The sequence below is a fragment of the Arthrobacter sp. GQ119 genome (genome assembly GCF_059759125.1).
Window position 1 is genome coordinate 288,250 of sequence record NZ_JCAXEA010000001.1, and the last position, 19,398, is coordinate 307,647.

Annotated in this window: 19 protein-coding genes; 13 read left to right on the forward strand and 6 right to left on the reverse strand. The window is 64.8% G+C overall.

All coding sequences use genetic code 11. From position 1 onward, the window contains the following. Positions 1 to 248: 248 nt before the first annotated feature. A complete protein-coding gene (locus tag AC6CH3_RS01270; RefSeq protein ID WP_498130712.1) occupies positions 249 to 947 on the forward strand; it encodes a TIGR03089 family protein in 699 nt (232 codons plus the stop codon). 51 nt (positions 948 to 998) lie between these two features. On the opposite strand, the gene AC6CH3_RS01275 is transcribed toward AC6CH3_RS01270, so the two are convergent. Then, positions 999 to 1,565: a GtrA family protein gene (locus AC6CH3_RS01275; protein ID WP_498130713.1), complete on the reverse strand. Its 567-nt coding sequence runs from the start codon at positions 1,563 to 1,565 to the stop codon at positions 999 to 1,001. 244 nt (positions 1,566 to 1,809) lie between these two features. Between AC6CH3_RS01275 and AC6CH3_RS01280 the strand changes: the two genes are divergently transcribed. From AC6CH3_RS01280 to AC6CH3_RS01300, 5 genes are read left to right on the forward strand one after another with little or no spacing between them, the layout of a single operon-like run. Further along, positions 1,810 to 2,958, forward strand: coding sequence for a 5-(carboxyamino)imidazole ribonucleotide synthase (locus tag AC6CH3_RS01280; protein WP_498130829.1), 1,149 nt, complete (start codon positions 1,810 to 1,812; stop codon positions 2,956 to 2,958). Next, on the forward strand, positions 2,955 to 3,542 hold the full coding sequence (gene purE / locus AC6CH3_RS01285) for a 5-(carboxyamino)imidazole ribonucleotide mutase (RefSeq protein ID WP_498130714.1): 588 nt from the start codon (positions 2,955 to 2,957) through the stop codon (positions 3,540 to 3,542). Before AC6CH3_RS01280 ends, purE begins: the two co-directional genes overlap by 4 nt. A gap of 8 nt (positions 3,543 to 3,550) precedes the next feature. Next, positions 3,551 to 5,173: an LCP family protein gene (locus AC6CH3_RS01290; protein WP_498130715.1), complete on the forward strand. Its 1,623-nt coding sequence runs from the start codon at positions 3,551 to 3,553 to the stop codon at positions 5,171 to 5,173. Between the two features lie 36 nt (positions 5,174 to 5,209). Next, the gene (gene manA, locus AC6CH3_RS01295; protein ID WP_498130716.1) at positions 5,210 to 6,460 is read left to right on the forward strand and encodes a mannose-6-phosphate isomerase, class I; all 1,251 of its coding nucleotides are present in this window, start codon (positions 5,210 to 5,212) and stop codon (positions 6,458 to 6,460) included. Between the two features lie 5 nt (positions 6,461 to 6,465). After that, positions 6,466 to 7,449: a lipid II:glycine glycyltransferase FemX gene (locus AC6CH3_RS01300; protein ID WP_498130830.1), complete on the forward strand. Its 984-nt coding sequence runs from the start codon at positions 6,466 to 6,468 to the stop codon at positions 7,447 to 7,449. Between the two features lie 57 nt (positions 7,450 to 7,506). Here the strand turns inward: AC6CH3_RS01300 and AC6CH3_RS01305 are convergent, their stop codons facing one another. Both AC6CH3_RS01305 and glpX read right to left on the reverse strand, forming a co-directional pair. Then, positions 7,507 to 8,304, reverse strand: coding sequence for an endonuclease domain-containing protein (locus tag AC6CH3_RS01305; RefSeq protein ID WP_498130717.1), 798 nt, complete (start codon positions 8,302 to 8,304; stop codon positions 7,507 to 7,509). 293 nt (positions 8,305 to 8,597) lie between these two features. Next, the gene (gene glpX / locus AC6CH3_RS01310; protein ID WP_498130718.1) at positions 8,598 to 9,620 is read right to left on the reverse strand and encodes a class II fructose-bisphosphatase; all 1,023 of its coding nucleotides are present in this window, start codon (positions 9,618 to 9,620) and stop codon (positions 8,598 to 8,600) included. A gap of 194 nt (positions 9,621 to 9,814) precedes the next feature. Here glpX and AC6CH3_RS01315 point away from each other — a divergent pair, with 194 nt between their 5' ends. From AC6CH3_RS01315 to AC6CH3_RS01325, 3 genes are all read left to right on the forward strand, one after another. After that, entirely contained in the window at positions 9,815 to 10,510 is a 696-nt protein-coding gene (locus AC6CH3_RS01315; protein ID WP_498130719.1) for a DUF4245 domain-containing protein, read from the forward strand. 9 nt (positions 10,511 to 10,519) lie between these two features. Further along, complete coding sequence (locus AC6CH3_RS01320; RefSeq protein WP_498130720.1) at positions 10,520 to 11,134, forward strand: carbonic anhydrase; 615 nt, start codon at positions 10,520 to 10,522, stop codon at positions 11,132 to 11,134. 87 nt (positions 11,135 to 11,221) lie between these two features. Continuing rightward, positions 11,222 to 12,643: a class II fumarate hydratase gene (locus tag AC6CH3_RS01325; RefSeq protein WP_400578119.1), complete on the forward strand. Its 1,422-nt coding sequence runs from the start codon at positions 11,222 to 11,224 to the stop codon at positions 12,641 to 12,643. A 66-nt stretch (positions 12,644 to 12,709) separates the two neighbouring features. Here AC6CH3_RS01325 and AC6CH3_RS01330 read toward each other — a convergent pair whose 3' ends face one another. Both AC6CH3_RS01330 and AC6CH3_RS01335 read right to left on the reverse strand, forming a co-directional pair. Continuing rightward, a complete protein-coding gene (locus AC6CH3_RS01330) occupies positions 12,710 to 13,324 on the reverse strand; it encodes a VWA domain-containing protein (RefSeq protein ID WP_498130721.1) in 615 nt (204 codons plus the stop codon). Positions 13,325 to 13,512: 188 nt separating this feature from the next. Beyond that, positions 13,513 to 14,085 carry a prepilin peptidase gene (locus AC6CH3_RS01335; RefSeq protein ID WP_498130722.1) on the reverse strand — a complete coding sequence of 191 codons (573 nt, stop codon included), beginning with the start codon at positions 14,083 to 14,085 and terminating at the stop codon, positions 13,513 to 13,515. A 58-nt stretch (positions 14,086 to 14,143) separates the two neighbouring features. On the opposite strand from AC6CH3_RS01335, the gene AC6CH3_RS01340 reads away from it, so the two are divergent. The 4 genes from AC6CH3_RS01340 (at position 14,144) to lepB (ending at position 17,879) form a co-directional block, all read left to right on the forward strand. After that, positions 14,144 to 14,971 carry a hypothetical protein gene (locus AC6CH3_RS01340; RefSeq protein WP_498130723.1) on the forward strand — a complete coding sequence of 276 codons (828 nt, stop codon included), beginning with the start codon at positions 14,144 to 14,146 and terminating at the stop codon, positions 14,969 to 14,971. 154 nt (positions 14,972 to 15,125) lie between these two features. Beyond that, complete coding sequence (locus AC6CH3_RS01345; RefSeq protein WP_498130724.1) at positions 15,126 to 15,665, forward strand: hypothetical protein; 540 nt, start codon at positions 15,126 to 15,128, stop codon at positions 15,663 to 15,665. Between the two features lie 120 nt (positions 15,666 to 15,785). After that, a complete protein-coding gene (locus AC6CH3_RS01350; RefSeq protein ID WP_498130725.1) occupies positions 15,786 to 17,402 on the forward strand; it encodes a multicopper oxidase family protein in 1,617 nt (538 codons plus the stop codon). Between the two features lie 6 nt (positions 17,403 to 17,408). Then, positions 17,409 to 17,879: a signal peptidase I gene (gene lepB / locus AC6CH3_RS01355; protein WP_498130726.1), complete on the forward strand. Its 471-nt coding sequence runs from the start codon at positions 17,409 to 17,411 to the stop codon at positions 17,877 to 17,879. Positions 17,880 to 17,951: 72 nt separating this feature from the next. On the opposite strand, the gene phoH2 is transcribed toward lepB, so the two are convergent. Next, positions 17,952 to 19,388 carry an RNA 5'-3' helicase PhoH2 gene (gene phoH2, locus AC6CH3_RS01360; protein WP_498130727.1) on the reverse strand — a complete coding sequence of 479 codons (1,437 nt, stop codon included), beginning with the start codon at positions 19,386 to 19,388 and terminating at the stop codon, positions 17,952 to 17,954. Positions 19,389 to 19,398: the final 10 nt, after the last annotated feature.

Consider the following 19,398-nt stretch of genomic DNA (forward strand, 5'->3'; position numbering starts at 1 on the left):
GGGAATACGGCAGGCGTCCGCCTGTTAACGCAAATGACCTTACTAATTCGTGTGGCGGACGTCACATCTCCCTCCGCTTGGGCAGTCGCCCGCCGTGCAGTGCAGACCTGGCGGGTGCAGACAGCCAGTGCAGAGGGCCACCGCAGCATCGGATAGTCCGCTGAACACTGCATTCTGGATAACACCGTATTCCGGGTAGACACAGTATTCCGGGTGGACACAGTGGGGCCGCGTGGCAAGATGTAGCCATGAACATCCCGGCCACTGACCTGATGACGGCCCTGCGCTCGGGCCACTCCACTTCCCCGCGGCTGACCTGGTACGGACCGGACGGGGAACGCGTAGAGCTTTCCGGCCGCGTCCTCGACAACTGGGTGGCTAAAACAAGCAATCTGCTGCAGGACGAACTCGACGCGGCTCCCGGCATGCGCCTCCGGCTGGACCTGCCGGCCCACTGGAAATCCATCATCTGGGCGCTTGCCGGCTGGCAGCTGGGCATGGAAGTCGTCCTGGACGGCAACGACGCTGACCTGCTCGCGACGGCCGCCCCCGCGGAAGCGGAAGATGGCTTCGACGCCGTCGTTGCCGTAACGCTTCCGGCTCTTGCGATGAAATGGCCCGGTGACCTGCCGGCCGGCGTAATCGACTACGCGGCCGAGGTCCGGTCGCACGGCGACGTTTTTATGGCCCACAGCGAGGCCGATCCGCAGCAACCCGCGCTGCGGAGTTCCAGCGGAGTCGCCGTGAGGCACGCGGACCTGCTGGAAAGCTTCGCGGCCAGCCATGGCGCCGGTACACGGCTCCTGGTCCGGGCGGACGACGGGTTGGAGGCGGCCCTGGCCAACGCTCTGGGTGTGTGGACCAATGACGGGTCAGTGATCCTGGTACACGGAGATGTGGAGCTTACGGACAAACTGCTCAGCGCGGAACGCGTCCACGGGGACTGACTGAAGCTTCACTCCCGGCGGGCAGCAGCGCCTTACGCGGGCAGTAGCGCCTTACTCGTGGCGGGCAGGAATCTCCGGATCGGTTGCTTCCCTCTCGGGGCGGGATGCGGCCGACTTCGCGGCGTGGCGGTGGCCCTCGATGAGTTCGTGGTCGTGGGAGAACTCCGGCTCCTGGTCCAGCTCCTGGTTGAACACGAGGAACCGGTAGGCGAAGAAGCGGACGACGGTGGCCACCAAAATACCCAAGACACCGGCAGCGAAAAGCATGTTCTTGTCCGTGACGCCCAACGAATACTTCGCCAGGGCGGTAAACCCGGTGGAGATGCCGATGCCGATGCCGTTGATGAGCACGAACATCAGGAATTCACGCAGGACGTTGGCCTGGCGCCGGTGCCGGAACGTCCAGAGACGGTTGGCAATCCAAGAAAACACGGTAGCGACCGAAGCGCCCACGAAGCGTGCCTTGGCCTCGCTGTCCGTCATGGGTCCATGCATGAGGTAGTACGTCAGCCCGTTGTCAATGACGAACGCCACACCGCCCACGGCACCGAATTTCGCCACCTCGCGCCAAAACAGCGAGGCGAGTCCCCGGATGCGCTCTGCAAGTGTGTTAATCATGACCCTCCGTGGCCGTGTGGATATTGGGGCCGATGGGCCAAGCTCCCATTTTAGCCCGGATTGCCCGTCGCGGCCCCAACGGGCGTGCGGATCGGAGCTGCTCCGCCCCCTTCCCTGCCACCGAATTTGCTGACTTTAGCGGGCTTCGTCGCCCCGAAGGCGGGTAACCGCGCTCCTTTTCTGTAGGCTGAGAGATGTGACTTTTCCAGTAATCGGCGTGGTTGGCGGCGGCCAGCTTGCACGCATGATGGCCCCAGCCGCCACAGCATTAGGCTTCGAACTCCGCGTCCTGGCCGAAGGTGAAGACGTTTCAGCCGTCTCGGCCGTACCCAACGCCCCGGTCGGCGACTACAAGGATCTGGCTGCCCTCCTGGAGTTCTCCGAGGGCCTGGACGTGATGACCTTCGACCACGAGCACGTACCGGCAGACCACCTGCACGCGCTGATCGCAGCAGGGGTGAACGTCCAGCCCGGCCCGGATGCCCTTATCAACGCCCAGGACAAGCTCGTGATGCGCGCGGCCATCGACCGCCTCGAACTCCCGAACCCCGAATGGGCGTCGGTTGACGGCGTCGAGGACCTGGTGGCTTTCGGCGACAAGGCCGGGTGGCCCGTGGTGCTCAAGACGCCCCGGGGCGGGTATGACGGCAAGGGCGTCAGGATTGTCGCCTCGCCCGAGGAAGCTGCACAGACCACCGACTGGTTCGAGGCCATGAGCCCCCTGCTGGCGGAGGCCAAGGTGGAGTTCAGCCGCGAACTCTCAGCGCTTGTGGCCCGCACGCCTGACGGCACCTCCCGGGCATGGCCGGTGGTGCACACCATCCAGGTCGACGGCGTGTGCGATGAAGTGATTGCTCCGGCGCAGGACATTTCGCTGGAGGTTGCCGCGGCTGCCGAAGACGCTGCCCTGCGGATCGCCAACGAGCTGGGCGTCACCGGTGTCATGGCAGTCGAGCTGTTCGAAACACCGGGGTCGGGGGCCGGGTTCCTTATCAACGAACTGGCGATGCGCCCGCACAACACCGGCCACTGGACACAGGACGGGTCGGTGACCAGCCAGTTTGAGCAGCACCTGCGGGCAGTCCTCAACCTGCCGCTGGGAGCCACTGACGTTCTCGGCACCGTGGTGGTGATGAAGAACTTCCTCGGCGGTGAAAACCAGGACCTGTTCTCCGCCTACCCGGCCGCGCTGGCCGCTGAACCCGCCGCAAAGGTCCACTGCTACGGAAAATCCGTCAGGCCGGGCAGGAAGATAGGCCACGTCAACCTGGTGGGGGCCAGTGTCGCGGACGTGGAATCGCTGCGCGAACGCGCCACCGCAGTCGCCAACATCATCCGCGACGGCAGGATCCCGTCCAAGGCGGCACCAGGAAAACCCGAGGAGAACGCATGAACCCCGAAACCGCAGCCACCCCGGAGACAGGTGCTCCCTCCCCGCTCGTTGGCCTGGTCATGGGATCCGATTCAGACTGGCCCGTCATGGAAGCGGCCGCTGACGCGCTTGCGGAGTTCGGCATCCCCTTCGAGGCCGACGTCGTCTCGGCCCACCGGATGCCCACCGAAATGATCCGGTACGGCCAGACCGCCCACGAGCGCGGCCTTCGCGTCATCATCGCCGGAGCCGGCGGCGCAGCCCACCTTCCGGGGATGCTGGCCTCGGTCACGCCGCTTCCCGTAATTGGTGTTCCCGTGCCGCTGAAGACCCTTGACGGCATGGATTCGCTGCTCTCCATCGTTCAGATGCCGGCCGGCGTCCCGGTGGCCACAGTCTCCATCGCCGGTGCCCGGAATGCAGGCCTGCTTGCCGTGCGGATGCTCGCCTCCGGCACGGACGACCTCGCGGTCCGCCTACGCGCTGACCTCCTGGAGTTCGCACAGGAGCTCAATGACGTTGCCAGCCGGAAGGGCGCCAATCTCCGGCAGAAGGTGAACGAAGTCTTCTCCGACGCAAACGTGGCCCTCCGGAGCGGCCGCTAAGGAACGCCATGCCCAACACCGAACTGCCCTCCAACGGACTCCTGACCGACCCCGTCCGGTACCCGGCGAGTGCTCCTGAACCCGTCCGGACCAAGCGCGCTTTCCTGCTGATCCTGCTCACCCTGTTTGTGCCGGGGAGCGCCCAGATCGCCGCCGGTGACCGGAAGCTGGGCCGCATCGCCCTGCGGGTCACGCTCAGCGCGTGGGTGCTGTTGGTCCTGGCATTGGTGTTGCTGCTCATCAACCGGACCCTGCTCATCAACATCATTACCAATCCGGTGGCCTCCCTGCTCATCGTCCTGATACTCGCCGCGCTGTCGGTCGGCTGGGCCGTGCTGTTCATCAACACGCTGCGGCTGATCCGGCCTGTGCTGCTGCCCAAGCGCAGCCGGCCCGCCGTCGCCGTGGCACTGGCAGTGGCTCTGGTGCTCAGCAGCGGTTCGCTCGGCTACGCCGCGTACCTGCTCAACGTCAGCCGCAATGCGATCGGCAGCATCTTTGCCGGCGGCCCGGCCATCGATCCTGTGGACGGCCGCTATAACTTCCTCATGATGGGCGGCGACGCGGGCGCAGACCGCACCGGCCGGCGCCCCGACAGCCTCTCCGTGCTCAGCGTCGACGCCAAGACCGGCGAAACAGCCATCATATCGATCCCCCGCAACCTGCAGAACGCCCGCTTCAGCGAGGACTCGCCCATGCGGCAGATCTACCCTGACGGCTACAACTGCGGCAATGACTGCCTCATCAACGCGATCAATACCGAGGTCACCAACGAACACAAGGACCTCTACCCGGATGCTGCAGACCCGGGCGCGCAAGCCACCCTGGAAGCCGTCTCGGGGACCCTCGGCATCACCGTCCAGGCATACGTCCTGGTGGACATGGACGGCTTCGCCAAGCTCATTGATGCGATGGGCGGGATCCGCATCAAGGCCGGCGGCTGGGTGCCCATGAGCGGCAACATGATCGATGAGGCCAACGGCATCCACGGCATGCCGCTGGGATGGATCCCCGCCGGTGAACAAAAGCTGGATGGCTTCCGTGCGCTCTGGTACGGGCGGTCCAGGGAGTTCGTCGATGACTATGCCCGGATCCAGCGGCAGCAGTGCGTCCAGCAGGCCATGCTCAAGCAGTTGGATCCGGCGACGCTCCTGGCCAAATTCGAGGACATCGCCAACGCAGGAACCAAGGTAGTGGACTCCAACATCTCCTCAAGCCAGCTGGGCAGCTTCGTTGACCTGGCGATGAAAGCCAAAGGCAAGGAAGTCAGCCGCCTCACCATCGGTCCGCCGGACTTCGACGCGTCATTCTCCACGGTCCCGGACTTTGACGTCATTCATGACCGGGTCAGCAAACTCCTCAGCAGCCAGGGCTCCGAGGAGTCACCGGCCGCCGCGCCGGACGATGCCCTGCAGCCGCAGTACGCAGGCGGCGGCAGCGGGCTGACGGCAGCCGGGCCGGCTGTGCCGGCCACAACGCCGGCTCCGCCGTCGTCGGACTTCACACCGGTGACCACCACGCCCGCCGGGGAGCCCATCACCGAAGAGATGCTGAACCAGCTAAAGCGCGAGGGGAATGAGCAGGCCCTCCGCGAACTGGTGGCCACGAACGGCCAGTGCGCTCCCCTGTGACAGAAACCCTGCTTCAAGAGAGAAGGACACCCGGCTGTGTACGAAATCGATAACGTCCTCCGGCCGTACGCCTGGGGATCGACGACGGCGATCGCCGGTTTGCTGCACAGGCCGGAGTCGGGCGGCCCGGAGGCGGAGCTGTGGATCGGAGCCCACCCGGACTCCCCTTCCGTCGCCGCCCGGCCTGACGGAACGTCCGTGCCCCTGGATGAGCTGATCGCCGAGGACCCCGGCCATTTCCTGGGGGAAGCCTCGGTGGCCGCATTCGGACCGCGCCTCCCTTTCCTCACCAAGGTCCTCGCCGCAGCGAAGCCGTTGTCGTTGCAGGTGCACCCCAGCCTTGAGCAGGCCCGCGCCGGTTTCGACCGCGAGAACGGCCAGGGCGTTCCCGCGGACGCACCGCACCGCAACTACCGGGACGACAACCACAAGCCGGAGATGATCTTCGCGCTGACGCCCTTTGCCGCGCTGTGCGGTTTCCGTGAGCCCGCGAAGTCCCGGGACGTTTTCCTCCACCTGGCCGGCTGCCTGGAGCTCTCGGGGGCCGGCGTCCCTGCCGTCCTGACCGCAGTGATCGATGACCTGTCCCGGGCGCCAGAGGGCAGCGCCCTGCGGTCGGCGTTTCAACGGCTGATCGCCGGCGGCGACGGCGTCGCCGAGGCATCGGCGAGCGTGGTGGAGGCGCTGGCCTCCGGCGCGCCCATGGCGCCGTACCAGCAGGAGCTCGCCACGGTTCTGAGCCTTAACAGCGAGTATCCCGGTGATCCTGGCGTGCTCATTTCCCTGTTGCTGAACCGGATCTCCCTGGAACCGGGCGAAGCCGTGTACCTCCCCGCCGGGAACGTGCACGCCTACCTTCACGGCATGGGTGTGGAAGTCATGGCCTCCTCGGACAATGTGTTGCGCGGCGGCCTGACACCGAAGTTTGTAGACGTGCCGGAGTTGCTGAAGACCATCGTCTTCGAGTCCGTGGGCGTGCCCAGACTCCCCACAGACGTTTCCGAACTCGGCCAGGAACTGTACCGGCCGCCTTTCCGGGAGTTCCAGCTGCAGCGGATCGAGCTGCTTCCAGACGGCGGCCCCGTGCCACTGGCCCAGTCTGGGGCAGCGGTGGTCATCGTGACTGCCGGCTCCGTCTACCTCGATTCACCCAAGGGTGACCTGCGGCTGGGCCGGGGCGGCAGCGCCTTCCTCCCGGCAGCCGATGCCCCTGTCAACGTCCACCCGGTGGCAGGTTCCACGGATACTGCCGTGGCCTTCGCCGTGACCACCGCACTGAAAGCTTGAGCGCCGTGGAGTACTTCCTGCAGACCCCGGCGTGGGCCGATTTCCAGAAGAGCCTTGGGCGCCGGGTCCACACACGGTCCGGCCAGGGGTGGAGCTTCCTGGCCATCGAAGAAAAGAACCCGGCAGGCAAAGTCCTGTACGCGCCCTACGGTCCCGTCGCAGACTCGCTTGCCGCGTTTGACGCCGCGCTGGCCGCCCTCGTAGACATAGCGAAATCCTGCGGCGCCGTATTCGTCCGGATCGAACCGGTGACGGCCGGGCTGGACCCGGAGACCGCGGCTGCCGCGCTGAAAGGCCGGGGAATGCGGCCCGCACCGGTCAACCAGCAGCCTGAGCTGAGCTGGATCGTGGACCTGGACCGCGACTTCAAAGACGTGCTGGCCGACATGAAGCCGGTCAACCGGAACCTGTACCGGAATATCCACAAGAAGGGTGTGACGTTCCGCTCCACCCAGGATCCTGAAGACATCCGCATCCTCCTGAACTTCCTGCACATGACGGCACGGCGCAACGGCTTCAAGCCGCAAAGCGACGAATACCTGACCGACGTGGCCTCCTCCCTGATGCCCGCCGGCGCCGCCACGCTGTTCGTCGCCGAACTCCACGGCAGCCCCATCGCCGCCGCTCTGGCCTACGATTCCGCCGACACGCGCACCTACGCCCACGCCGCCATGGACGATACCCACAGGAAGCTCAGCGCCGGGATTCCGCTGCTGGTCAATCTGATGGCCGACGCCAAGGAGAAGGGTCTCAAGCACGTCGATCTCTGGGGGGTGGCCCCTGCCGACGAACCCGACCACAAGTGGGCCGGTTTCAGTGCCTTCAAGAGATCCTTCGGCGGCCGGGAGATCGCCTACCCGGGAACGTGGGACCTGCCGGTCAACAGACCCCGCTACGCGGCCTATCAGGCGGCCCGCAGGCTCCGGGACGCACTGCGCTCAGCCCTGAAGCGCGTCAAGCGCTCCACCCCTGCGCACTCGGCCGTCTGAGCCCCCCTCTTAGCGCGAACTGGCAGCTAATGACGTCAAATCCGCGTTTTGAGGTCATTAGCTGCCAGTTCGCTCCCAAAGAATCGATGCGGAGGAGCCGCCGAGAAGAGCCCTGACCTTTTCGACGACGAATGGGCGGGCCCCTTCCAGGTCGCCCTGTTGGACGCGGACTTCCCGCCAGCCCAGACCTTCGGTTATCGCCTGCCGTTTGATGTCGCGGCGGTACTGGTCAGAGTCACCGTGGTGGGCGCCGTCATACTGAAGGGCGATCCGATGATCGGGATAGGCCGCATCAGGCCAGACCACCGGGTGGCCGAGCCCACTTCTCAGCACGACATTCAGTACAGGTTCGGGAAGTCCCGCCCGCACGAGCGACAGCCGCATCATCGTTTCCGGCGGTGAATCCGCACCCACTCGGATCAGGTCCAGGGCGAGCCTCGCCTTTCTCACCCCGCGCATGCCAGGGTGCTGGCTTACGATCTTCCGCAGGTCGGAAATGGTTGCCAGCGGCTGCCGCGGCAAAGGGAAATCCTCACTGTGTTCGACGACGATAGAGTCGCCGGCAGCCACGAGCTCATCGATGCTCAACAATGAGGCCAGGTCGAGCCAGGTCCTTGCCGGGGACGTGAGCCGAACGCCGTCGAACATCACCACTTCGCCGGGCTTGAAAGACAACTGGTGGCCCACAACATTCCGGCGGCGGGGCTGGCAACCGTCCGCCGGACGGGCGATGTGGATGCGCCAGTCCTGATCCAGCCAGGCCGGGAGGCAAATGCAGCAGATCCGGGCGCTGGTCGAATGAGTAAGCACGCAAGCGGGATCAAGCCGAGAGTAAGCGCGCACGTTGTCGGCCACGCTTCCCGTGCTGTGCAGCGGAAGCCTTATGCCTCGTGACGGTGTGACAATACCGTCCCGGCTGAGCTGCTTAGGGCTCAGACCCAGGAGATCTGCATCGGCGACAAGAAATGATCCGTGCGGAATCTGGGGAGGCATCGGCGTCCGGGACATGGTTCATTGTGGATCGGATTCGCAGGGGTGGGCGCGTTATCCACAGGCTGGCCCCGCCGCTTAAACGCGAACTGGCAGCTAATGCCCGCAAATCGTGGATTTTGGGGTCATTTGCTGCCAGTTCGCGCGGGGCGGTGGGGCTAGCTCTTGCGGGCGTAGCCTTCCCACTTGCTGGCCTGGTGCTCGCCGTCCACGAAGCGGATGGTGCCGGACTTGGAGCGCATGACGATCGACTGCGTCAGCACCTTGTCCTTGTCGTAGCGCACACCCTTGAGGAGGTCGCCGTCGGTGATGCCGGTAGCGGCGAAGTAGCAGTTGTCGCTCTTGACGAGGTCATTCGTAGAGAGAACCCGCTCAAGGTCGTGGCCGGCGTCGATGGCCTTCTGCTTCTCATCGTCGCTCGTGGGCCACAGCCGGCCCTGGATCACGCCGCCGAGGGACTTGATGGCGCAAGCCGCAACGATGCCCTCCGGCGTTCCGCCGATGCCCATCAGCGCATCCACGCCGGTGCCGGACCGGACTGCCGCAATAGCGCCAGCGACGTCGCCGTCCATGATGAACTTGGTGCGGGCACCGGCTTCGCGGATTTCCTCCACCAGCGGGCGGTGGCGGTCGCGGTCAAGGATCATGACGTTCAGCTGGTTGACCTTGACGCCCTTGGCCTTGGCGATCAGGTGCAGGTTCTGCTTGACCGGCAGGCGCAGGTCCACCATGTCCGCAGCCTCGGGGCCCGTGACGAGCTTCTCCATGTAGAACACCGCGGACGGGTCGAACATGGAACCGCGTTCGGCCACGGCCAGGACTGCCAGGGCGTTGTTGATGCCGAGTGCCGTCAGGCGGGTTCCATCGATGGGGTCCACAGCGACGTCGCACTCGGGACCGGTGCCGTCACCCACCTGTTCGCCATTGAACAGCATGGGGGCTTCGTCTTTTTCACCTTCACCGATGACCACGACGCCATTGAAGTGGACGGTGTGCAGGAAGGAGCGCATGGCGTCGACGGCGGCGCCGTCGGCCTTGTTCTTGTCGCCGAAGCCAACCCAGTGGCCACCGGCGATGGCCGCGGCTTCGGTAACCCGGACGAGTTCAAGGGCGAGGTTGCGGTCCGGCTCGTCGGTTCCGACGGCAAGCGACGGGGAAAGCGTTGAATACTTCTGGGTCATGGACGCTGGTGACACGTGAACCTCTTCTTCGAGTGGCGATCATTGGACCCGCAAATGCCAGGTAGGGCAGGCGCGGTGATTCCTCTGCTACTGATCATAGTCGTGGCGGAGCGCCGAGGTCATCGGATGACCAACGTTTGGACCAAATCCAAACCTCACCGCCGGAACAGGCGGAATGTGAGATCAGACCACCCATGGGCGACTATAGAAGGGTGAGTGAAACGCAGGACAAGTCCGCCCCCGACACCCCGGCAGCCGGCCACGGCTCCTCCCCTGACCCGGCTGCACAGCCGATCAAGCCGGTAATTCCCGCCGCTGCCGCCAAGCGGGCCAACGCGTCGGTCATAGGAATGATCATCGCCCTGGTGGTCAGCATTGCTGCCTTCCTGCCGATCGTCCTGATGAATCCCGCCCCGAAGTCCGACGGTTTCCGGCCTGACATCAACGTCAGCGCCGTCGCAGGCAACGCAGCAGATGTGGCGGGATTCACACCCGTCACGCCTGAGGTGGGCGACACATTCAGGCCGAATTACGCCCGATGGGTAGCCGGCACCGGCACCGGGGTCCCCACCTGGGAAGTCGGCTACCTCACTCCCAAGGAAGCCTTCATCGGCCTGGTCCAGACGCGCAAGGCGAACCCGACCTGGCTGCTGCAGCAGACCAAGAATGCCCCGGTCACCGGCACCCGCAACGCCGGCGGCAAGGAATGGGAACTCCGGGACACCGGCAAGGGCGAGAGGAGCATGGTGCTGGCCTATCGCGGAACCACCGTTGTCCTGAGCGGTGAGGCCCAACTGGACGAGTTCGCGGGCCTGGCGGCCGCCGTCGTGAAATCCCTGGAAAGTAACCCTGCCGTCACCGTTTCCCCCTCGGCGAGCCCCACACCGTAAGGTGGGGCCGTGACAACGTACCTGACCCCTGCCCTGGCCTGGCGCCGACTGCGCGAAGGCAATGACCGCTTCGTCAATGGCGAGTCCTCACACCCCAACCAGGACTCCTCACGGCGCTCCTCGCTCGTGGAAAACCAGCATCCCTTCGCAGTGATCTTTGGCTGTTCCGACTCACGTCTTGCTGCCGAGATCATCTTCGACGTCGGCCTCGGCGACGTATTCGTGGTGCGGACCGCGGGCCAGGTTATCGACGACGCCGTCCTCGGCTCTCTGGAATACAGCATCGGCGTTCTCGGCGTGCCGCTGATCGTGGTGCTCGGCCACGACAGCTGCGGCGCGGTCAGCGCCACCAAGGCCGCCGTGGAAACCGGCCAGATGCCCGTGGGCTTCATCCGGGACCTCGTCGAACGCATCACGCCGTCAGTCCTGACGTCCCTCCGCAACGAGCAAACGGAGGTCAATGACATGGTGGTGGAGCACGTCAAGCAGACCTCGCAGCGCCTGGTCGACAGCTCGCGTGTGATTTCCGACGCAATTGGAACCGGCCGGGCCGCGGTCGTTGGCCTCTCCTACAGCCTGGCCGAAGGCCACGCGGAGCTTGTTTCCGGAATCGGCGAGTTCTAAGGCTGCCGACGGCGGTCCCTTTCGCGACCGCTGTCGCAAGCAGTTCACGGTTTTCGATGCGGCCGCAGATCGCCCTAAGCTAGCCCCATGACTTCCACTGAAGAGTTCCGCATTGAACATGACACGATGGGCGAAGTCCGCGTCCCCGTGAACGCCCTGTACCGCGCGCAGACGCAACGTGCAGTCGAGAACTTCCCGATCTCCGGAAAAACCCTTGAACGAGCCCACATCGAGGCCTTGGCGCGGGTAAAGAAGGCCGCTGCCCAGGCCAACGCAGAACTGGGCGTGCTCGACGGCGAGCTGGCCAAGGCGATCGCGGAGGCTGCCGACGAGGTGGCCACGGGCAAGTACGACGGCGACTTCCCCATCGACGTTTTCCAGACGGGCTCCGGCACGTCCTCGAACATGAACACGAACGAGGTTCTCGCCGAGCTGGCTACCCGCGCCCTGAAGGCCGCCGGCAGCGACAAGGTGGTGCACCCCAACGACCACGTCAACGCCTCGCAGTCCTCCAACGACGTGTTCCCCACCTCCGTGCACGTCGCTGCCACCTCGGCCCTGCTCAACGACCTCATCCCTGCGCTCGGATACCTTGCCGAGTCCCTGGAGCGGAAGGCTGTTGAGTTCAAGGACGTCGTGAAGTCCGGCCGCACGCACCTCATGGACGCCACCCCGGTGACGCTGGGCCAGGAGTTCGGCGGCTATGCCGCACAGGTCCGCTATGGCATTGAACGCATCAACGCCTCCCTCCCCCGCGTTGCCGAGGTCCCGCTCGGCGGCACCGCCGTAGGCACCGGCATCAACACGCCGGCAGGCTTCCCGGAGCGCGTCATCGAACTCCTCGCCACCGACACCGGCCTGCCGCTGACCGAGGCCCGCGACCACTTCGAGGCCCAGGCCAACCGCGACGGCCTCATCGAGGCGTCGAGCCAGCTGCGTAACATTGCGATCTCCTTCATGAAGATCAACAACGACCTCCGCTGGATGGGCTCCGGCCCCAACACCGGCCTCGGCGAAATCGCCATCCCGGACCTGCAGCCGGGCTCCTCGATCATGCCGGGCAAGGTCAACCCCGTCATCTGCGAGGCGTCCATCATGGTCTGCGCCCAGGTCATCGGCAATGACACAGCCATCGCCTGGTCCGGAACCAACGGCGCCTTCGAACTGAACGTCGGCATCCCCGTCATGGCAGCCAACCTGCTCGAGTCCGTGCGCCTGCTGGCCAACACCAGCCGGGTCATGGCCGACAAGATGATCGACGGCATCACCGCCAACGTAGACCGTGCACGCTTCCTCGCCGAAGCCTCGCCGTCCATCGTCACTCCGCTGAACAAGTTCATCGGCTACGAGAACGCCGCCAAGATCGCCAAGAAGGCCGTGGCCGAAGGCCTCACCATCCGTGAGACCGTCGTCGCCATGGGCTTCCTGGAGCGCGGCGAGCTGACGGAAGAGCAGCTGGACACGGCCCTGGACGTCATGTCCATGACGCGCCCTCCGCACAAGGCGTAGATTCCAAAGAAGTACGACGGCGGCCGGTGCCTTCCAGTGGAAGGTGCCGGCCGGCGTCGTTCGAGGCTACCCGTCCTTCCGCGGCTCACCGGCGGCCCTGCGCTCTTCGGGCGTGTAGGCCGCCATCGCTGAGGCCTGTTCCATGGTGGCGCCCGACATCCTGGCCTCACGCAGCCTGCGCGTCTTGGCGGACTGCACGTTGAAGGCCGCGTCCAGGTTGCCGGAGGCATACGTCAGGGCGTCCTCCGCCTTGATCCCCAGGCCATGGGCGGTCAGAACGGCATCCTGGTTCGCGCCGAGATAGGTGAACTGCCAGCCCCACTGTGCCTGCTGGCGTTCCACAAGGGCCTTAACCATGGCACCGTTAGCTTCCCGGGAGGCGTTCTCATGCCCGTCCGTCAGCACAGCCACGAGCACCGTTCCCGGCCGCTCGTGATCCGGGAGCGCCGTCAACTCTGCCCCAGCTTCGCCAATCAGACGAACCATGGCATCATGCAGGGCAGTGGAGCCCCTTGGCTGAAGCACGAGAGGCGGAACGTCCTGGATGTCCCTGGCCTCGTAGACGCGCTCGTAGGTGTCGTCGAACTGGGCGAGGGACAGCCGGCACCGGCCTGCGACCGCCTGCTGTTCCTTGATGAACGCCGCGAATCCACCCAGGGTGTCATCAGCGATGGCGCTCATGGACCCTGAACGGTCCAGGAGCACGTAAACATGTGTTAGCCCTGCATCTGTCATGCTTCCCCATTTCCGGCTCCGGCTTCGCCAGCGCCATCTGATGCCAGCGGATTGGCTGGACAGGATCAGGTTACGGACGGTCACTGACAAAAAAGGGAACGTCGCACGTCAGCTCGGGCCTTGAGTACCCGGGCTTAGGCGGGCAGCACTGCCATCACGGCGGCCGCACCGGCGAGCATGAAGGGTCCGAAGGGAATGGCGGACTTGAGCGTTCCCCTCCGCGACACGAGCAGGGCGATGCTCCACAGGCCGCCGAGCAGGAACGCCGCGAAGGTGCCGGCGAATACGTGTGGCCAGCCCAGATACCCCAAATACATGCCGAGCACCCCGGCCAGCTTCACGTCGCCGAATCCCATCCCGGGCGGGTACACGAGCCGCAGGACAAAGTAGAACAGCCACAGCACCGCTCCACCGGCCAGGATCCGGAGTGCGGGCACCCCGAACAGCTGCGCCGCGGCGTCCGGCGGCCCGACGCCGGGCACACCCCCGCTGCCGGGCACCGACACGAGCAGGCTGATGACCGCCCCGAACAGCAGCGCCCCCGCCACCGCATAGGACGGGAAGACAATCCGGTTCGGCAGCAGGTGGTGGCGGACATCGATCACCGTCAGCCGCACGGCCATCACCGCAAAATAGGCGCACGCGGCCAGCACCAGCCAAAAGGCGGGAGGCGCTGCTTCCCAGAGTTCGCTGAGTCGTTGGATCACTCTCGGATGCTACTGGATATGCCCGATCCCCCGCTGGACCCGCGCGTAAACTGTGGATATGGGGACCTGGGACGCCAAGCACCGGCAGGAACACGGCGGGGCATCGACGCCCTCCGATTCCGCTGCATCCTTCCGAAACCTCTGCCGCTCCTCCCCCTGGAAGTGGCAGTCCCTCCGGTTCGAATACCGTGAGACGCCCGAAGGCAGGACCGTCCCCGTACGCGCCTGGCTGCGCCGCCCCGGTGCCCTTCGGCTCGAGACCACGGACGGGACCCTCATCCACAGCACCACCGGCATCAACGATTCGCGTGACAGCCTCTACATCAGTGCCAGCCGGAAGTCGTGGCTTCTGCCGGCGCATCTGGTCACCCCGGTGTACGACGACGGCGGGCTGGTCAGGCGCCGCCCGGAGGCTGCGTACGGCGAACCGTCGTTCGGGAACAGCCGCTTTGGCGCGGCGCTGGACCCGGTGGAGCTCGTGGGCAACGCGCCTGTTCCGCTGGAGTTCCCGCGGGCGAATGCCGTGGAACTGCTTGAGCCGGTGCGCGACGTGGACCATGAGGGACGTCCGGCCCGGGAGACGGTGGTGTCGCCGAACCTCGGCTACCGCCCGCTGGACCCGGAGAATCCCCTGTGCGGACCCGGCAGGACCCGGATCCGGATCGATGTGGGAACGGGGATCTGTGTGGCTGCTGAACCGCTCGACGGCGGAACCGGCGGAAGCGGCGGAAGCGGCGGAACGGGCGGAAGGGAGTTGCCCGGCCACTGGATCCGCATCCTGGCCGTCGACGAATACATGCTCGATGACCTCTTTGTGGCTGAGCCGGTAAACCTGACGGACGTCCGGGACCACATCCAGTGGCCGCTGCGTCCCAATCGGGCCTGACCACGCATCCCCCAAGATGGGGGTCGCCAGGGGCGCCTGTGACGAGAGGTCCCAGCCGGAACGAATACAGCGGACGAGGAACTGGGGACATAAAGCCGCGGATATGGACCAGCGGGCGCAGGTTTTCCCAAGCCGGCCGATGCAGACTCGAGGCATGCCCGCCGCCACCACGGAAGAATCACCAGCAGCCAAGGCAGCCCAGAAGAGGCGACGACGGCTGATGCTGATACCGCTCAGCCTCCTCGGCGCCATTGCTGTGGTGCTGGGCTATCTGTTCGTGACCGCCAAACCGGAGGCGAGTGTGCCACTGGGAGCCAGCGCCGTCATCCCAGGCGGCATGGCAAGGATAAACGGGGTCGTTCCCCTTGAGGATGACGGGTGGCTGCCTCCTGTGCCTTCGGACGCATTGGCGCAACCCCTTGCCGAGGGAAGTCACCGCGTGCGGCTGATTGTCCAGCACACAGCCTTGGAAAATACCGGTATCAATCTGGACACGTCCAAATATTCCGTCAGGGGAATGGGCGGCAGCAGTCTGCACCACTTGTGGAGCTCACCTGCCCTGGCGCAACTACGGCAGGGCGATTCGGTTGACGTCACCATGGTCTTTGAACTCCCGGACAAGGCCACGACGCTCGTACTGGAAGGCCCGGAAGGCACCCGGCTGTCCTTGGGGCTTGCGCATCACAGCGGTTAGGACGGACCCGCCCTCAGCCGAAAAGAATCACCAGCTTTTCGCAGGTTCCGGGCTACACACTTTTCACACGCTCGGGGGGCATGAGGATCGGTTCTTTCAACCCTGCGAAAGGCGAAGAGAATGCCCGTTTCACGGCGACAAGCATTAATCCTTGGAGGGCTTAGCGGCCTCGGTGTTGTGGGCGCCGGGCTCGTCACCGTCCCGATTTCCGGCGTCAGCGCCAAGTCCGCCAGCAAGCTCAGGGACAGTGACATGCCCAGACCGTACAACACGGCTCTGACCATTCCGCCCACGCTGCAGCCAACGCACACCACGGTGGCCGCCAACGGCGTCAAAACGAATCACTACACGCTCACCCAGAAACTGTCGACGGCAAAAATGCTGCCGCGGCTGACCACACCTATCCTGGGATACAACGGGGTCTTTCCAGGGCCCACCATCCACATCGACCAAGGCACGCAGGCAGTGGTCCACATGCGCAACCAGCTGCCGTCCAGCCACCCCTCCCTGGGGCATGCCCTGGCGACGTCGACCCACCTGCACGGGTCCGCCTCACTTCCTCAGTTCGACGGCTATGCCAATGACCTCACCCTGCCTGGGTTCTACAAGGACTACCAGTATCCGAATGCCCAGCCCGCGAGGACACTTTGGTATCACGATCACGCCGTCCATTTCACGGCGCAGAACGTGTACTCCGGGCTCGCAGGCCAGTACTTGATTCATGACCCGGCGGAGAAGGCGCTGCTTCCGCAGGGAAGATTTGATGTTCCGCTGACCGTTTCCGACGTCATGTTCGCCGCAAACGGATATCTGGGCTACGACGACCGGCAGCAGTCGGGCCTGTACGGTGACGTGGTACTGGTCAACGGAAAGCCATGGCCCGTGATGAAGGTGCAGAAGCGCGTCTACCGCTTCCGCATTCTGAACGCCTCAGTCTCCCGGTCCTACAGGTTCTATCTGAATACCGGCGAGCCGGTGACTATGGTGGCCACGGATGCAGGGCTGATGCCGGCAGCGCAGACAGTGGCGTCCTGGCGGCACGGAAGTGCAGAGCGCTATGAGATCCTCATCGACTTCCGCAAGTATGCCACCGGCAAGCGTATTGAACTTCGGAACCTGTCCAATGAGAACAACCGCGACTTCGACCACACCAACAAGATCATGGCCTTTGACGTGGTCGGCGATACCGTGGACCAGTCGGATCCCAGCTGGAATCGGATTCCCACCGCCCTGGTGTCAAGCCATGCTATGGACCTCTCGGCCAGCGCCGCCGTCAAAACCCGGCACTTCAGGGTCAAGCACGACGACATCACCAATATCTGGACCATTGACGACCAGACGTGGGAGGACGTCATCACCAGCGGTTTCAAGAAAGTACTGGCCGCCCCGGCACTGAACGCCGTGGAGATCTGGGAGATAGAAAACTCCTCCGGAGGCTGGTTTCACCCGGTCCACATTCACTTGGTCGACTTTCGGATCCTCAGCCGCAACGGAAGACTTCCCTTCACGTATGAAAAGGGCCCCAAGGACGTGGTCTACATCGGGGAGGATGAAACTGTGCGCCTGCTAATGCACTTCGGCCCGCATCGTGGCCGATACATGATTCACTGCCACAACCTGACGCACGAGGACCATTCCATGATGCTGCAATTCCGTGTGGGCCTTGGCGCCAATGAACCGGATCCCAACGATCCCATCACAGCAGCCCCGGCTGTCTGGGACAGCGTTCAGGACTAGTCGGCCATGAACCGGAGGCCCGTGGCCGGTGCCCTGCTCTGTCTCGCGGGCTTCCTCGCTCTCCGGTTCTGGGTTGTGGAGCCCATTTCGGTAGGTTCCGTCAGCATGGCCCCCACCGTCTCTCCCGGAAGCACAATTTGGCTGGACAAGCTCACTCCCCGGTTGGCCGGTGTCCGCCCGGGTGAACTCGTCATTTTCCGCAGTCCGGGCGACGGCGAACTGGTACTGAAGCGCGTTGTCGCCACGTCCGGACAGGAGGTGGCCATGCGGGACGGCGTTCTCTACGTTGATGACATTCCGGCCAGGGAACCGTTCGTGGACCAATCCACGATTGACGGCGTTTATTTCGGCACTGTCAGGGTCAACTACGGCGAGCTTTTCGTCTTGGGAGACAACCGCGAAGAATCGATCGATTCCCGGCACTACGGTTCCATCCGGGCAGATGCCGTGGAGGCTGTCGCCATCGGCATCCGCTAGGCGGATTCACCGCAAAAAGCAGCCGCGCAAGGTGACCCTTGCGCGGCTGCCACCCCATATGGTTCCTGAGTCTCAGACCCCTTCCAGCAGCTCCGTGACGAGTGCCGCGATGGGCGAGCGCTCGGAGCGGGTGAGGGTGATGTGGCCGAAGAGCGGGTGGCCCTTCAGGGTCTCGACGACGGCGGCGACGCCGTCGTGCCGGCCAACACGCAGGTTGTCCCGCTGGGCGACGTCGTGGGTGAGGACAATCTTGGAGTTCTGCCCGATGCGGCTCATGACGGTGAGCAGCACGTTCTTCTCCAGGGACTGCGCCTCGTCCACGATGACAAACGCGTCGTGCAGGGAACGGCCGCGGATGTGGGTCAAGGGCATGACCTCCAGCATGCCGCGGTCCATGACTTCCTCCACGACTTCCTGGCTGACGAGGGCACCAAGCGTGTCGAAAACAGCCTGCGCCCACGGGTTCATCTTCTCCGATTCCGAGCCCGGCAGGTATCCCAGCTCCTGGCCGCCCACGGCGTAGAGCGGGCGGAAGACGATCACCTTGCGGTGCTCACGGCGCTCCAGAACGGCTTCCAGTCCAGCACATAGCGCCAAGGCTGACTTGCCCGTGCCCGCGCGGCCACCAATCGAGACGATGCCCACGGCCGGATCCATCAGCAGGTCGATGGCAAGCCGCTGTTCCGCGGACCGCCCGTGGAGCCCGAAGACATCCCGGTCCCCCTTCACAAGGCGGACCTGCTTGTCCGCGCCTACCCGCCCCAGCGCCGAACCCCTGTTGGACAGGAGCACGAGTCCGGTGTTGACCGGCATCTCGGCCGCAGCAGGGATGAACACCGGCTCATGGCCGTAGAGCGTGGAAATCTCTTCCTCGTTGGCGTCGATTTCCGCGACCCCCGTCCAGCCCGAGTCCTTGACCAGTTCGTTGCGGTACTCATCGGCGAGCAGCCCCATGGCCGAGGCCTTGACTCTCATGGGAAGGTCCTTGGACACCACCGTGACGTTGCGGCCCTCGTTGGCCAGGTTCATGGCGACGGCGAGGATGCGGCTGTCGTTGTCACCGCCCCGGAATCCGGCCGGCAGGACTTCCGACGAAATGTGGTTCAGCTCCACCATGAGCGTCCCACCGGCGTCGCCCAGCGGAATGGGCTTGTTCAGTCCGCCGTGCTGGATCCTGAGCTCGTCAAGGAGCCGCAGCGCGCTCCGGGCAAAATATCCCAGTTCGGGGTCGTGCCGCTTCCCCTCAAGTTCGGTGATCACGACGATGGGCACAATCACCTCGTGCTCAGCGAAGCGCAGCAGGGCGCGGGGATCGGACAGCAACACCGAGGTATCAATGACAAACGTCGAGACGGCTGGCTGGGATTCTGACGTCAGGCCGGAAACAGCAAGACCGGCTGCGGCGTATTTCGTTGCCGCACCGGTCTTTGGAATGCCTCGCTCGTCGCGAGTGGTAGCCTTCTCACCCTCGTCCGTGATGACTTCGGGCAGTTGTTCAGAAATAGCCACATCGACTCCA